At 58.8% G+C, this 12,813-nt stretch carries 11 protein-coding genes and 2 pseudogenes; 9 read left to right on the forward strand and 4 right to left on the reverse strand.

The genetic code is table 11. The annotated features are described in order from the left end of the window. Positions 1–527, reverse strand: a 527-nt coding sequence (locus ACE3OH_RS12125; protein WP_374352767.1) for a PLP-dependent transferase, incomplete at its 3' end; no start/stop codon positions are given. A 54-nt stretch (positions 528–581) separates the two neighbouring features. Next, a complete protein-coding gene (locus ACE3OH_RS12130) occupies positions 582–908 on the reverse strand; it encodes a hypothetical protein (protein ID WP_374352770.1) in 327 nt (108 codons plus the stop codon). Between the two features lie 634 nt (positions 909–1,542). Between ACE3OH_RS12130 and ACE3OH_RS12135 the strand changes: the two genes are divergently transcribed. The 8 genes from ACE3OH_RS12135 (at position 1,543) to ACE3OH_RS12170 (ending at position 9,879) form a co-directional block, all read left to right on the forward strand. Further along, a complete protein-coding gene (locus ACE3OH_RS12135) occupies positions 1,543–2,940 on the forward strand; it encodes an MATE family efflux transporter (RefSeq protein ID WP_374352773.1) in 1,398 nt (465 codons plus the stop codon). Between the two features lie 71 nt (positions 2,941–3,011). After that, positions 3,012–4,535, forward strand: a complete 1,524-nt coding sequence (ubiD, locus tag ACE3OH_RS12140) for a 4-hydroxy-3-polyprenylbenzoate decarboxylase (protein ID WP_374352776.1) — start codon at positions 3,012–3,014, stop codon at positions 4,533–4,535. A 233-nt stretch (positions 4,536–4,768) separates the two neighbouring features. After that, positions 4,769–5,746 carry a toxic anion resistance protein gene (locus tag ACE3OH_RS12145; RefSeq protein WP_374352781.1) on the forward strand — a complete coding sequence of 326 codons (978 nt, stop codon included), beginning with the start codon at positions 4,769–4,771 and terminating at the stop codon, positions 5,744–5,746. After that, entirely contained in the window at positions 5,743–6,954 is a 1,212-nt protein-coding gene (locus ACE3OH_RS12150) for a toxic anion resistance protein (protein ID WP_374352784.1), read from the forward strand. Before ACE3OH_RS12145 ends, ACE3OH_RS12150 begins: the two co-directional genes overlap by 4 nt. 134 nt (positions 6,955–7,088) lie before the next feature. Then, positions 7,089–8,114 (forward strand): DUF475 domain-containing protein, encoded by a 1,026-nt coding sequence (locus ACE3OH_RS12155; RefSeq protein WP_374352787.1) that lies wholly within the window; start codon positions 7,089–7,091, stop codon positions 8,112–8,114. Positions 8,115–8,118: 4 nt separating this feature from the next. Then, positions 8,119–8,691, forward strand: a complete 573-nt coding sequence (locus tag ACE3OH_RS12160) for a TerD family protein (RefSeq protein ID WP_374352790.1) — start codon at positions 8,119–8,121, stop codon at positions 8,689–8,691. Beyond that, positions 8,675–9,283 carry a TerD family protein gene (locus ACE3OH_RS12165; protein ID WP_374352793.1) on the forward strand — a complete coding sequence of 203 codons (609 nt, stop codon included), beginning with the start codon at positions 8,675–8,677 and terminating at the stop codon, positions 9,281–9,283. The genes ACE3OH_RS12160 and ACE3OH_RS12165 overlap by 17 nt, the downstream gene beginning before the upstream one ends. A 14-nt stretch (positions 9,284–9,297) precedes the next feature. Further along, on the forward strand, positions 9,298–9,879 hold the full coding sequence (locus tag ACE3OH_RS12170; RefSeq protein ID WP_374352798.1) for a TerD family protein: 582 nt from the start codon (positions 9,298–9,300) through the stop codon (positions 9,877–9,879). A 47-nt stretch (positions 9,880–9,926) separates the two neighbouring features. Here the strand turns inward: ACE3OH_RS12170 and ACE3OH_RS12175 are convergent, their stop codons facing one another. Together ACE3OH_RS12175 and ACE3OH_RS12180 are read right to left on the reverse strand one after the other, a co-directional pair. After that, positions 9,927–11,279, reverse strand: a complete 1,353-nt coding sequence (locus ACE3OH_RS12175) for an SGNH/GDSL hydrolase family protein (protein ID WP_374352801.1) — start codon at positions 11,277–11,279, stop codon at positions 9,927–9,929. Positions 11,280–11,613: 334 nt separating this feature from the next. Beyond that, positions 11,614–11,901 (reverse strand): annotated as a pseudogene (locus tag ACE3OH_RS12180) (DUF3579 domain-containing protein); the annotation flags it as partial. 84 nt (positions 11,902–11,985) lie between these two features. On the opposite strand from ACE3OH_RS12180, the pseudogene ACE3OH_RS12185 reads away from it, so the two are divergent. Then, positions 11,986–12,813, forward strand: a pseudogene (locus ACE3OH_RS12185) (ornithine decarboxylase); the annotation flags it as partial.

Below are 12,813 nucleotides of genomic sequence, written 5' to 3' on the forward strand. Positions count from 1 at the left end.
ACCGCGCCGGTGGCGTGGGCTGCGGCGGCAATCGCCGGCACATCCTGCACTTCAAAACTTAGCGAGCCGGGCGACTCGACATAAACCACCCGGGTATTGGGGCGGATCAGACCGGCAATATCGGCACCCAGCAGCGGGTCGTAATAGCTGGTTTCAATGCCAAGGCGCTTGAGCGTTCCGTCGCAGAAGATACGGGCCGGTCCATACACCGAATCGACCATCAGCAGATGGTCGCCCGGCGCCAACAGGGCCAGCAGGGTGGTGGTGATGGCGGCCAGGCCCGATGGCGCCAGCAGGCAGGCGGCGGCGCCCTCGGCGGCGCACAGCGCCTGCTCCAGCGCTTCGGTGGTATCGGTGCCATGGCGGCCATAGCTGTGCTTGCCTTGCGCACTGGCCAGCTCGTCGGTGTTGGCAAACAGCATGGTGGAGGCGCGCACTACCGGCGGGTTGACCGGGCCGCGCCGACCTTGTTGCGGGCGACCGGCGTGGACCAGTTGGGTGGCGGCATGCAGGATATCGTTGGACATGGAGAGGACCTTTGACGTGTGGTGCTGGCTGGCGGAGGGGGCCGTGTCTGGCGTTCAGGCGTGGTGGCCGTGGCCGGCGATATGGGCGTCGATAGCCAGGGCATGGCCAAAGCGCTCGCTCAGCGCCAGGGTTTCATTCAGGCTCAGGTCCAGTACCAACAGGCTGCCATCGCTGAGGCGCTCCACCTTGGCCTCGAAGTACAGTGCTACTTCGCGCACCTTGCCCAGTTCGACGCTGGAGCGGCTTCGCGGGCTGAAGCGGGCCCAGCTGCGCCCGGCATAGCGGCGCGCCAGATTGGCGGGCGGCGCCAGTCGCTCTGGCGTAGATGATTCGCAGGAAAAGTCGGTGTGGTGGTCGGCGCGGTCGAGACAGTCAAACATGGGGCAACTCCTGGCGATGTCGACAGCGTAGCCCTGGCGGGCGGCGCTTTAGCGGACTGGATTCGCGGGATCACTCCCGACACGCGCCCCGCAAGTTGTCGATTAAATCGGCGCGTTTGTTCTGTTGTGCGACATGGCCGGCGCAAATGCAAAAAACCCGCTCGGCCAGGTGGCGGAAGCGGGTTGCTGTGTGGGATTGTCCCGGTACTGCAGCACGCTTTAGCCAAATTTATTAAGCGCCCGCAAGCTGATTGTTCAAATCGGCGCTGGGGCGGAATGTAACGGCCCAAGGCGGGCGACGTCAAGCGACTCTTCTGTGCGAGCCTTAAAAATGTGGGGCATGAATCTAAAACCCTAAAACCTTAAACCACAGAGGACACGGAGAACACAGAGGTGGCACAGAGGTGGCACAGAGGAGCGGAGGGACAAGTGCAGCCTCCCCTCTCTAGGTTTTCTCTGTGCCACCTCTGTGTTCTCTGTGCGCTCTGTGGTTCAAGAATTTGGGTTTGCTATTGTTTGTGCGCTCTGTGGTTCAAGATTTTGGGTTTGCTGCTCGTGGGCAAGCATATCTGCCAGTACAGGGTGCTGGTGGCGCTTGCTGTTAGAATGGCCGGCCCTCCCAGCCATTCACGCTATGCCGCTGCGCCAGATCCGATCCCATGCCTTTAGAACCGAAGCTGCTGCGCTATGGCGGCTGGCCTGGCCCATGCTGGTCGGGCAGTTGGCTGCTGTCGGCATGGCGGTGGTGGATGTGGCCATGTCCGGCCATGCCTCGGCATTTGATCTGGCCGGCGTGTCGTTGGGTGCATCGGTGTGGTCCATCATCCTGGTCACGCTGATGGGGCTGATGATGTCGGTGAACCCCACCGTGGCCCATCTGGTAGGCGCCGGCGAATACGGCAAGATCGGCCATGTGGTCAGGCAGGCGCTGTGGAAGGGCGTGGGGGTCGGCCTGCTTGCGCTGCTGGCTGCCCTGTTGTTTGCCGAGGTGTTCGACCATATGCAGATCGAGCCGGAAGTGCGCCGTGTCGCCAAGGGCTTTGTGCGCATCACCGCCTTTGCCTTGCCGGCCTTTGCCTGTTTCCGGGTGCTATACGGCTATAGCGCGAGTCTGGGCAAGACCAAGCCGATGATGTTGATCTCGCTGGCCGCGCTGGCGTTAAATGGCCTGCTCAATAGCCTGCTGGTATTCGGGAATCTCGGTTTTCCGGCGCTGGGTGGCCTTGGTTGCGCCGTGGCCAGCCTTGCCTGCGTCTGGCTCAATCTGCTCGCCATGCTGTGGTGGATGCGCCATGAGCCGGCCTATCGCAAGGCCTGGCCGTTCGATCGGTTTGAAGGGCCGCACTGGCCGGAGCTGGCCAATTTGCTGCATATCGGCCTGCCCATCGGTGTTACCTATTTCGCCGAAGCCAGTGCCTTTGGCCTGATCGCCTTGCTGGTGGCCAAGTTCGGTGCCACCCAGGTGGCGGCGCACCAGATCGCGCTCAATTTTTCTTCCTTGGTATTCATGCTGCCGATGAGCCTGGGCACTGCCCTGATCACCCGGGTGGGGCTGGCGCTGGGCGAGGGCAATCCGCAGGCGGCCCGCTATCGTGCCTGGGTCGGCGTCGGCCTGGGCCTCGGTTTTGCACTGCTGTCGGCCAGCTTTATTGCCGTGTTCCGCCAGCAGATTGCGGCGGCCTATACCAATGATGCGGCGGTGGCGGCGCTGGCAGCACAGCTGCTGATTTTCGCCGCGCTGTTCCAGCTGTCCGACGCCACCCAGGTCACCACCAGCTGCGCCATACGCGGCTACAAGGTGACGCGTCCACCGATGGTGATTCATATGGCGGCATTCTGGGGTTTCTCCTTGCCCTTGGGCTGCGCACTGGGCTTGGCGCCTGACTGGCTGCCGCTGCGGCCGGAGCAGCCAATGGCGGCCAAGGGCTTCTGGATCGCCCTGGTGGTGGGGCTGACGGTGGCGGCGCTCGGCCTTACCGGCTTGCTGCACCGCTTGAGCCGCAAGCGGCTGCCTGCCCGCCTGCCCGCGTAAACTGCGCCCCGCCGATTGCACCGATACTGCCGCGCCTTAGTGGCCCACCTTGATCAAGCAGGCTGAACCACATGAAATACCACGACCTCCGCGACTTTATTGCCCAGCTGCAAGCGCAGGGCGAACTCAAGCGTATTGCCGCGCCGGTGTCGCCCAATCTGGAGATGACCGAAATCTGTGATCGGGTGCTGCGTGCCGAAGGCCCGGCCCTTTTGTTCGAGAATGTGCCGGGCCACACCATGCCGGTGCTGGGAAATCTGTTCGGTACGCCGCGCCGGGTGGCGCTGGGCATGGGCGCCAGCGAGGTCGGCGCCTTGCGCGAGATCGGCAAGCTGCTGGCTTATCTGAAAGAACCTGAGCCGCCCAAGGGTTTCAAGGACGCCTGGGAAAAATGGCCGATTCTCAAGCAGGTGCTGAATATGGCGCCCAAGGTGGTGCGCAGTGCGCCGTGCCAGGCAAAGGTGGTGGAAGGGGCGGCAGTTGATCTGGCCAGCATTCCGATCCAGCACTGCTGGCCCGGCGATGTGGCGCCACTGATCACCTGGGGGCTGGTGGTGACGCGCGGCCCGTACAAGCCTCGGCAGAATCTCGGCATCTACCGCCAGCAACTGATCGGCCGCAATCAGCTGATCATGCGCTGGCTGGCGCATCGTGGCGGTGCGCTGGATTTTCGCGAGCACGCCATCCGTCATCCGGGCGAGAAGTTTCCGATCTCGGTGGTGCTGGGCTGCGACCCGGCCACCATTCTGGGCGCAGTGACGCCGGTGCCCGATAGCCTCAGCGAATACCAGTTCGCCGGGCTATTGCGCGGCAGCAAGACCGAGCTGGTCAAATGTATCGGCAATGAGCTGCAAGTGCCGGCCAGCGCCGAAATCGTGCTGGAGGGCCATATCGCGCCGTGTGAAAAGGGCTGGACCGGCGTATCGGAAGCCGGCGTGCCGATGAAGGAAATCGGCGGCTATCTGCATGCGCTGGAAGGCCCGTATGGCGACCATACCGGTTACTACAACGAGCAGGACTGGTTTCCGGTATTTACCGTCGATCGCATCACCAGCCGGCACGACCCGATCTACCACAGCACCTACACCGGCAAACCGCCCGACGAGCCGGCAGTGCTGGGGGTCGCGCTTAATGAAGTGTTCGTGCCCATCCTGCAAAAGCAGTTTCCCGAGATTGTCGACTTCTACCTGCCGCCAGAAGGCTGCTCCTACCGCATGGCCATCGTCAGCATGAAAAAGGCCTATCCGGGCCATGCCAAGCGGGTGATGTTCGGTGTGTGGTCCTTTCTGCGCCAGTTCATGTACACCAAGTTCATCGTGGTGGTGGACGAGGATGTGAATGCGCGCGACTGGAAGGAAGTGATCTGGGCCATCACCACCCGCATGGACCCGACCCGCGATACGGTACTGGTCGATTCCACCCCGATCGACTACCTCGACTTCGCCTCGCCGGTGTCAGGGCTCGGCTCCAAGATGGGGCTGGATGCCACCAACAAGCTGCCCGGCGAAACCAGCCGCGAATGGGGCGTGCCGATCAGCCAGGATGCGGCAGTGAAAGCGCGGGTGGATGCGCTGTGGCGTAGTCTGGATTTGTAACAGGCGGGGCTATCATGCAACGTACTGTGCGGACCGGACTAGACTAGTGGACGCGAGTTATTTCCTGCCCTGCCATGGTCAAAACTTTCCATCATCTTGAGCCTGACCCTGATTCGCCTTCGGGTAAAAGTCCTTTACCTGACGAGCCCACGGGACAGGTTATCAAGACCTTTCACCATATGCCTGCCAGTGCCGTTCCCGCACCGGAGCCGCCTGTTCGCACCTTTCATGATATGCCGGCACGCCTACCGGCCACTGCGCCCGTAGCCAAGCCGGCGGTATTGTTCGCCGATCGTGCGGTGACCGCCGAGCAGCTTGATGCTGAATGGCATGAACGGGTAATGGCTGCCCGCGTCGATTGCGATTGCACAGATTTTGGCGGCGATGTGAAGGCCGTGCAGCGCGTGCGTAATCTGTACGGTGAAATCCGCTTCGTCGATGCACATTTCCAGAGTGACTACGCGGCCGAGGTCACCGAACTGATGCGCCAGTTGCAAGACCAGTTGGCGGTATCCGTTGGCGGCAGCGTGACCGCCAGCCTGCACCAGTCAGCGCTTGCCATCCTCGATGCCGCCCAGCAGGTGGACGTAGCGGCGCTGGATCCGAAGTCCTGGCGCAGCCGCTTGAGCGATTGGCTGCAAGGCAGTGCAGTACGTCGTATCAAATTGCGCCAGCAGTTTGATGCGGCAGCCAAGGCGATCGCCATTCAATTGGCGAATGCCCAGCCCGCCCTGGCTGAATTGAAACGCGGCTTGCAAGAATATTCCGGCTTGTTTGCTCGCAACGAGATGGTGTTCGAACAACTGACCGAGCATGTGCTTGCCGCGCAGATCAAGCTTATGGATGTGCGTGATCGCGAATTGCCGGCACTGGAGCAGCGCCTGAGCCAGCAACAGGGGCGAGATCCGTTCGCCTGGCAGGAGGTAGACGCCATGCGTGACGCCATCGAACAGTGGCAGCGCAAACTCGGCAACTTGAAGCTGCTGCGTCATACTGCCCTGCTGACCTTGCCGCAGCTGCGCCTGAGTCAGCGCAATCTGCTGGCGATGGTGGGGCGCTTCAACGATATTCAGGAAATCGTCATTCCGAACTGGAAGCAGCAATTCATCACCGCCCTGGCATTGAGCGATGGCGGCGACAAACAATTGTTTGATGCCATAAGCCGCTTGCAAGCCGGCTTGCGTACACAACTGGAGCAACTGACATCATGACTTTCAAGCCCATTTCCGCCCATCAGCTCGATCAGGCCAGTACGCCGCCATCCGGGCTGGCGCCTGCGCTCAATGGTGGTGCCTTGCCGGTACCGGCTACGGTGGCGCCAGCGTCCGCTGCGCGTGATGTGGTTGCGCAAGCCATTGAAAATCGTCGGGCCGAGCTGCTGCAGTCGGGTGCCGATCCGGTGGATGTCGAGCGCCAAGTGCGGCAGATACTGTCCGGCTTCGATCCGCGCCAGCCCAATGCAGTCATCGATTTTGGCAAGCATGCTGGCGACAAGGTCGCCCAGTATTCCAACGATATGTTGAACCAGGTAAAAAGCGGCCATATGGACGAGGTGGGCGGCAAGCTGACCGAGATTGTGGTACTTGCCAAAGGGGTGAACCTGTCTGACCTGAAAGAGCAGGGTTCCAAGCTGCCCTTGATCGGCGGACTGATCGATCGTTTCAAGGTAGGCAAGGAGAAATTCATCGGCCGGTTTGAAACCCTGGCCAAGCAGATCGACAAGATCGTCGCTGAGCTGGATGTCCAGCAACAGCGCCTGGTGTCACGCAGCCAGGAGTTGGAGCATGTCTACAAGCTGAATGTGCAGGAGTACTACAGCCTGTCCAATTTCATTATCGCTGGCGATATCAAGCTGGAAGAAATGCGTCTGCAATTGGCCGAGATGCGTGCCAGCCCGGCAGCCAGCGATCCGATCAAGGCTCAGGAGATCGGCGACTATCAAGATGTGCTGCAGCGACTGGAAAAGCGTATTCATGACCTGAAAGTGATGCAGACCATCGCCATTCAAACCGCGCCGATGATACGCATGGTGCAGTCGAATAATCAGGCTTTGGTGGAGAAGTTCCACAATATCAAAGCCTTGACCATTCCGGCCTGGAAAAAGCAATTCACCCTGGCCATTGCCTTGCTGGAGCAAAAGAAGTCGGTGGAGTTGGCAACAAAGATCGACGATGCAACCAATGACTTTTTGCGAAACAATGCCGAGCTGCTGCACCAGAATTCCGTCAATACTGCCCGGGCCAATCAGCGCGCCATTGTTGATATCGAAACACTCGAGGCGGTGCAGAATTCGCTGATTTCCACTTTTGAAGAGGTGGCACAGATCCAGCAGGATGGTGAGCGCAAGCGTGCTGAAGCGGCCGGAAAAATGGAGCAGATGAAACAGGAGCTTGTCGTCCGCTTGGCGGAAAAGATGTAAGCAAGCGCGGCATGGCTAGGTATCAGGGTGATGGCGCGCGTGAATCCGTGTCGTCACCTGGCTCTCCAGGCTGCCGCAATTTCAAGTAATTTCAACGATTGATCCAGCAACAATAATACAAAGGGTTAACAGCCATGCTGTTCAAGTATTTCAAGGGTTCCTTCATATTTACCGCCGTGGGCATTGCGGCGGCCTACTGGATTGGCGGATCAAAAGCGGCTTTTATCGCCGCCATTCTTTCCGTGCTGGAAGTGTCCCTGTCTTTTGACAATGCCGTGGTCAATGCCACGGTCTTGAAGGATATGGACGATAAATGGCGCCACCGCTTCATGACATGGGGGATGCTGATTGCCGTATTCGGCATGCGGGTGGTGTTTCCGGTACTGATTGTTGCCGTAATTGCCCATATGAACCCCTATGCGGCATTCATGATGGCAGTGAATGATCCGGCCAAATATGCGACGACGCTGACCTCGGCACATATCGTGGTGGCTGGATTCGGCGGTGCCTTCCTGATGATGGTGTTTCTCAAGTTCTTTCTGGACAAGGAAAAGGATATCCATTGGGTGCATGTCATCGAGGCGCCGCTCAGCAAGCTGGGCAAGATGGAGGCGGTGGAAATTGCCGTTTGCCTTGCCGCGGTGTATGGCATTTCCACCATGCTGCCAGTGCATGAGCAATTGTCCTTTGTTGTCGCTGCAATTGCCGGATTGATTACCTATATCCTGGTCGATGGTTTTGCGGCCTTGCTTGAAACCGAAGAGGCTGGCGATGCCGGCATGGTGGCGCGCACCGGCTTGTCGGCTTTCCTCTATCTGGAAGTTCTGGATGCCAGTTTCAGCTTCGACGGCGTGATCGGCGCGTTTGCACTGTCCAATAATATTTTCATCATCGCCATCGGCTTGGGCATTGGTGCCATGTTCGTGCGTTCGCTAACCATCATGTTCGTCGATAAAGGTACGCTTGATGAGTTCCGCTATCTCGAACACGGTGCCTTTTATGCTATCGGCGCACTCGCCACCATCATGTTCGTCGGCACCTTCCACGAAATTTCCGAGGTGGTAACCGGGCTGATCGGCGCAGGGTTTATTGGTCTGGCTTTGGCGTCATCGATACGGCATAACAAGATGGCAAAAGTGCATGGCGCACAGGAGGAGTGAAAAGATGGCAATCAATCTGAGCAAAAAGCAAACAATCAACCTCAGCAAGGAAAACAAGGCTGCACTGACTTCTGTCACCATGGGCTTGGGATGGGATGCCAAATCAGGCCTGTTCGGCTTGTTCGGTGGCGAAATCGATCTGGATGCCTCCTGCCTGGTTTTCGATGAGCAATTGCGATGTGAAGCCGTATGGTTCCGCTCACTGCAACTGCGCGATGGCTCCATCAAGCATTCCGGTGACAATCGGACTGGCGCGGGCGAGGGCGATGACGAAACCATTTCCGTACAGTTCGGTCAGCTTGCATCCGGTATTCGCCATCTGGTCTTTACCGTGAACAGCTTTACCGGGCAAAAATTCGACCGGGTCAAGAATGCCTACTGTCGGGTGGTCAATGATCGTGGTGTGGAATTGGCGCGTTATGCGCTGGGCGATGAGGCTAATGGCAGCCACACCGGCTTGATTCTGATGAAGGTCAGCTTGGGTAGCGATGGCGATTGGCATTGCACTGCGATTGGCCAGCCAGCCAATGGACGCACCTGGCAGGATATGCAGGCTGATATTGCAAAATTACTTTGATGGGAGCGAAATCATGGCAATCAATCTAACCAAGGGACAAGGCATCAATCTGGCCAAATCGGCGCCTGGCCTGAGCCGTATTCGCATGGGATTAGGCTGGGATCGCAGGAGTGGCGGGGGAGCTGATTTCGATATCGACTGCTCGGTATTCGTCTGCAAGTTGAATCCGGCAGGCGAGCCCAAGCTGATCTCGGACAGTCATTTTGTCTTTTACAATAATCTCAGTACGCCCAATGGTGCGGTGGTACATAAGGGTGACAATCGTAGTGGCGCTGGCGAGGGCGATGATGAAAGTGTGCTGGTCGATCTTGGCAAGATCGAGGCTGAGGCTGCCGAAATCTCCTTTATCGTGACCATTCATGAAGGTGCTGAGCGGAATCAGAATTTTGGCCAGATCGAAAACGCCTATATCAAGCTATATGACGATATCAGCGGGGCGGAAGTGGCTGGTTATGATCTTGATGCGACGTTTTCCAGTGAAACGGCCGTCCAGTTCGGTTCGCTGTATAAAAAAGATGGCCAATGGAATTTCAAGGCAGTCGGTGCCGGTTACCGATTGACACTTGGTGATTTTGTCGCAGGTTATCAATAAGGGCAGCGCGAGCAATGGCAATTTCGCTAAGCAAAGGGCAGGGGATCAATCTGGCCAAGACGGCGCCCAGTCTGGTGCGGGTACGTGTCGGCTTGGGCTGGGATGCACCGGAGCTGCACAGCGGTTACCCGTTTGATATCGATGTGTCTGCCTTTATCTGTGGCCTGAACGCGGCGGGTGAGCCCAAGCTGCTGTCTGACGAGCATCTGGTGTTTTACAACAACCTTACCAGCCCGAATGGTGCGGTGGTGCACAGCGGTGACAATCGCACCGGCGCGGGCGACGGCGACGATGAGGTATTGACCGTGGATCTGGCGCGGCTTGAGGCGGCCGCCATGGAGATATCGTTTGTGGTCACCATCCATGAAGCTCACAGCCGTGGCCAGAACTTCGGTTTGGTGCGCAATGCGGCGATTCGCCTGTATGACGACCTCAGCGGCACCCTGATTGCCGGCTATCAACTGGGAGAGGCGTTCGGCAGCGAGACAGCCGTGCAATTCGGCTCATTGTTCCGTAGTCAGGGCGAATGGCACTTCAAGGCAGTGGGTGCGGGCTACCGGCTCGGACTCGCAGATTTTGTGGCGGGCTATCAATAGCAATTTGGCACAGGCTGGCGGGCCTGCCGACCCGCCAGCCTGCGACGCTATTGAAGATTCACGAAGTTTGACTGCACAAAGCGGGCCGCCCGTTCGCCCAGCAGTTTATGGGTATGGGTGGTCGGGTGCAGGGTGTCCCAGAACACGAAGTTGTCCGGATTGCTGCAACTGCTGCGTGCCGGGTGGCTGCTCAGGTAGTTGAGGCTGGAGTCGGCATTGATATCGAGGCAGGCATCGCTGGTATTGCTGACGCCATAGCTGGCCGGCCGCGCCAGCAAATCATTGAATAGCGCATAGCTGTCGAACAGCTCGATATTCAGGCTGCTGCCGTACTGCGCCTTCAGGCTGGCAACCAGATCGTCAAGGCGCCGGTTCAAGTCGACTACCTGGGCGGCGACGGTGGCGGCATTGCCCTTGTACTTGAACACCGGGGCATGCGACACATCGGGCAGCTTGACCAGCAGGATATTGCGCGCGCCGGCATTGATCAGGTTTTGCACGGCGCGGGTTTCGCCCTGCATGACCGTATCAACCGAGCTGCCGTAGTTGATCAGGTCGTTGCCGCCAATCAAGATGGTGAACAGGGTGTTCTGCGGCTGGTAGGCCGGCGCCTTTTGCATGTACTGCTTCCAGGAATCCACCTGCTCCACCACGCCGCGTATCACCAGATCCTTGGTGGTTACTGCCGCGCCGCCCACCGCCCAGTTGTAGAGCGGCAGCTTCAGGTCTTGCGCCAGGTATTCCACCCAGTTGTAGCCATTGCTGAAGTGGCCGATATACCAGCTGTTTTTGTTGGGCAGCTTCCACAGCGACTCGTTATACATATTCATGTTGTCGGACAGGCTGTCGCCAAAGGCGACGATCTTGTTGATGCGCTTGCCCTGGATGGCGCTGTCATTGCTCCATACCGTGTAGTTGAACGACAGCGAGTTGTCGGCGGCGAAAGCCATCGCCACCGGCTGCTGGATGCCCTTGGCCGCCAAGGTGCTCTGGCACACTGATTGCAGCCGCTCTTGCGAGATATCGCTGTAAAACATGTTCTGCCAGGCCAAAAGGCCACCGGACCACCAGCTGCCATAGATGCGGAAATAGCCACCGCTGCTCGGGTCCAGCCCCCAGACATAGTTGGTGCCGGGCTGCTTAGGGTTATTGCCGGTGCGATAAAAGCAGCGCAGATAGGTATAGGTGCTGCTACCCATGGCGCGTACGCGGCTATCGAAGCCCATTGCCTGTGCTTGGCCGGCGCGTAGCTGCTTGATTTGTTGGTCGCTTAATTCCGGGCCATTGGCCGACAGGTAGTGGCTCAGTTTCGGGTCGGGCTGCGCTGGTGCAGCAAGTGACGCGAGGCTGGCGGCGAGCAGGGTGAGGGGTATGGCAAACCGCAGTGTTCCATATTCCATGACATTTCCTTTGTGTGCATATCGTTGTTGTCTCCCGATCTGCCGGTGTCTGCCTGCTAAACAAGCGAGCGCTCGACAGATCGAAGGGTCAATGTAGTGCAATGCAGGAAAATGCACAGGTAGATTGCATGACTGTCGTATGGATGCAACCGCTACCGGGTGGATGCCGGGTGGGCGTAGGCATATCGGCCTGGCGACGGCACAGGCGCGACAAAGCAGCGCCACTACACAGCCATGATGGGCGATGCTGATAGGCGCGGCGTCACGGGGAGAACCTGTCCGCTATGGACAGGAACGCGGGGGAGGGCTAGCCGAGAAACTGGCTGGGGTAATGCTCTTCGAGCAGCTGGCGGCAGTCCACCACGCGAAGGTCATTATCCTTGGCAAAGGACATCAGGAAGGAATACACGCGGGGGTCAATCTTCTCGAGCTGCTTGTCGATGGCTACACAGCGCAGGTTATCCATCATCATCGGGCGCACATAGGGCGCGTAGGACAATTTCTGGTCCATGCCGAAGGTGGAGAGGATGCCGGACAGGCGTTCAGCCCAGTCCGACGGCCGAAATTCACGGCCGCTGCGGGTAATGCCTTGAATGATGACTTCGTACGGGTTGCAAATCATCGCTTTGATCTTGGGCTTGGATTATTCTTGCGGGCTTGGCGGAAATCCCGCCCCGCAGTTATGAAAAGAACCAGGGAGACAAGCATGACCAAGCCGGTGAGCCGTATTTTACTGGTAAATGACGAAAAGCTGGTGCTAAAAGCACTGGTCAAAGGATTAAATGCTGCAGCGCGTCAGCTGGACAATACGCTGGGCATGACGTTTTCCGGTGTCGAAAGTGCTAGTGAAGCGCTGGCGGCCATGGAGGCTGATGGCGATATCCAGGCGGTAATCATAGACGACAAGCTGCACCGTGTAAGCGATGAGGGCAAGGCCAAGTCGCGCAGCAAAAAGGCGCCGATGTGTGCTTTGGAGCTGGTGCACGCCCTGCATGCGCACCGTCCGGAAATCGATGTCTATGTGATGATCGCCCAGGCCGACGAGGCCGAGGTGGTCAGCAATCTGCTGTGCGAAACGGTGAACGGCTATTTCTACCGCGATGATCCGGACTACCTGGGCTGGTACCGCATCCTCAATGCGCAGCTGCTGGAGCGGGCGCAGACGCCGTTCTACGACAAGCTCAAGCAGTATGTATTCATGGCCAAGGACGCCTGGCATACGCCTGGCCACAGCTCGGGCGACAGCCTGCGCGGGAGCCCGTGGGCGGAAGACTTCTATGACTTCATGGGCGAGCACAGCTTCAAGGGCGATTTGTCGGTATCGGTGCCGATGCTCGATTCGCTGCTGCACCCGACCGGCATCATCGAGGAAGCGCAACAACTGGCGGCCAAGGCATTCGGTGCGCGTCGCACCTTCTTTGCCACCAATGGCACGTCGACCGCCAACAAGGTGATCCTGCAGACCCTGCTGGCGCCAGGCGACAAAATGCTGCTCGATCGCAACTGCCATAAGTCGGTGCACCACGGCGTGATC

The organism is Chitinimonas sp., from assembly GCF_041904975.1.
Lineage (GTDB): Bacteria > Pseudomonadota > Gammaproteobacteria > Burkholderiales > Chitinimonadaceae > Chitinimonas.

Bases quoted from the DNA above. Each gene is read 5' to 3' on its own strand.
- ACE3OH_RS12130 (WP_374352770.1), bottom strand. From the start codon at position 908: ATGTTTGACTGTCTCGACCGCGCCGACCACCACACCGACTTTTCCTGC.
- ACE3OH_RS12135 (WP_374352773.1), top strand. From the start codon at position 1,543: ATGCCGCTGCGCCAGATCCGATCCCATGCCTTTAGAACCGAAGCTGCT.
- ubiD (WP_374352776.1), top strand. From the start codon at position 3,012: ATGAAATACCACGACCTCCGCGACTTTATTGCCCAGCTGCAAGCGCAG.
- ACE3OH_RS12145 (WP_374352781.1), top strand. From the start codon at position 4,769: ATGCCGGCACGCCTACCGGCCACTGCGCCCGTAGCCAAGCCGGCGGTA.
- ACE3OH_RS12150 (WP_374352784.1), top strand. From the start codon at position 5,743: ATGACTTTCAAGCCCATTTCCGCCCATCAGCTCGATCAGGCCAGTACG.
- ACE3OH_RS12155 (WP_374352787.1), top strand. From the start codon at position 7,089: ATGCTGTTCAAGTATTTCAAGGGTTCCTTCATATTTACCGCCGTGGGC.
- ACE3OH_RS12160 (WP_374352790.1), top strand. From the start codon at position 8,119: ATGGCAATCAATCTGAGCAAAAAGCAAACAATCAACCTCAGCAAGGAA.
- ACE3OH_RS12170 (WP_374352798.1), top strand. From the start codon at position 9,298: ATGGCAATTTCGCTAAGCAAAGGGCAGGGGATCAATCTGGCCAAGACG.
- ACE3OH_RS12175 (WP_374352801.1), bottom strand. From the start codon at position 11,279: ATGGAATATGGAACACTGCGGTTTGCCATACCCCTCACCCTGCTCGCC.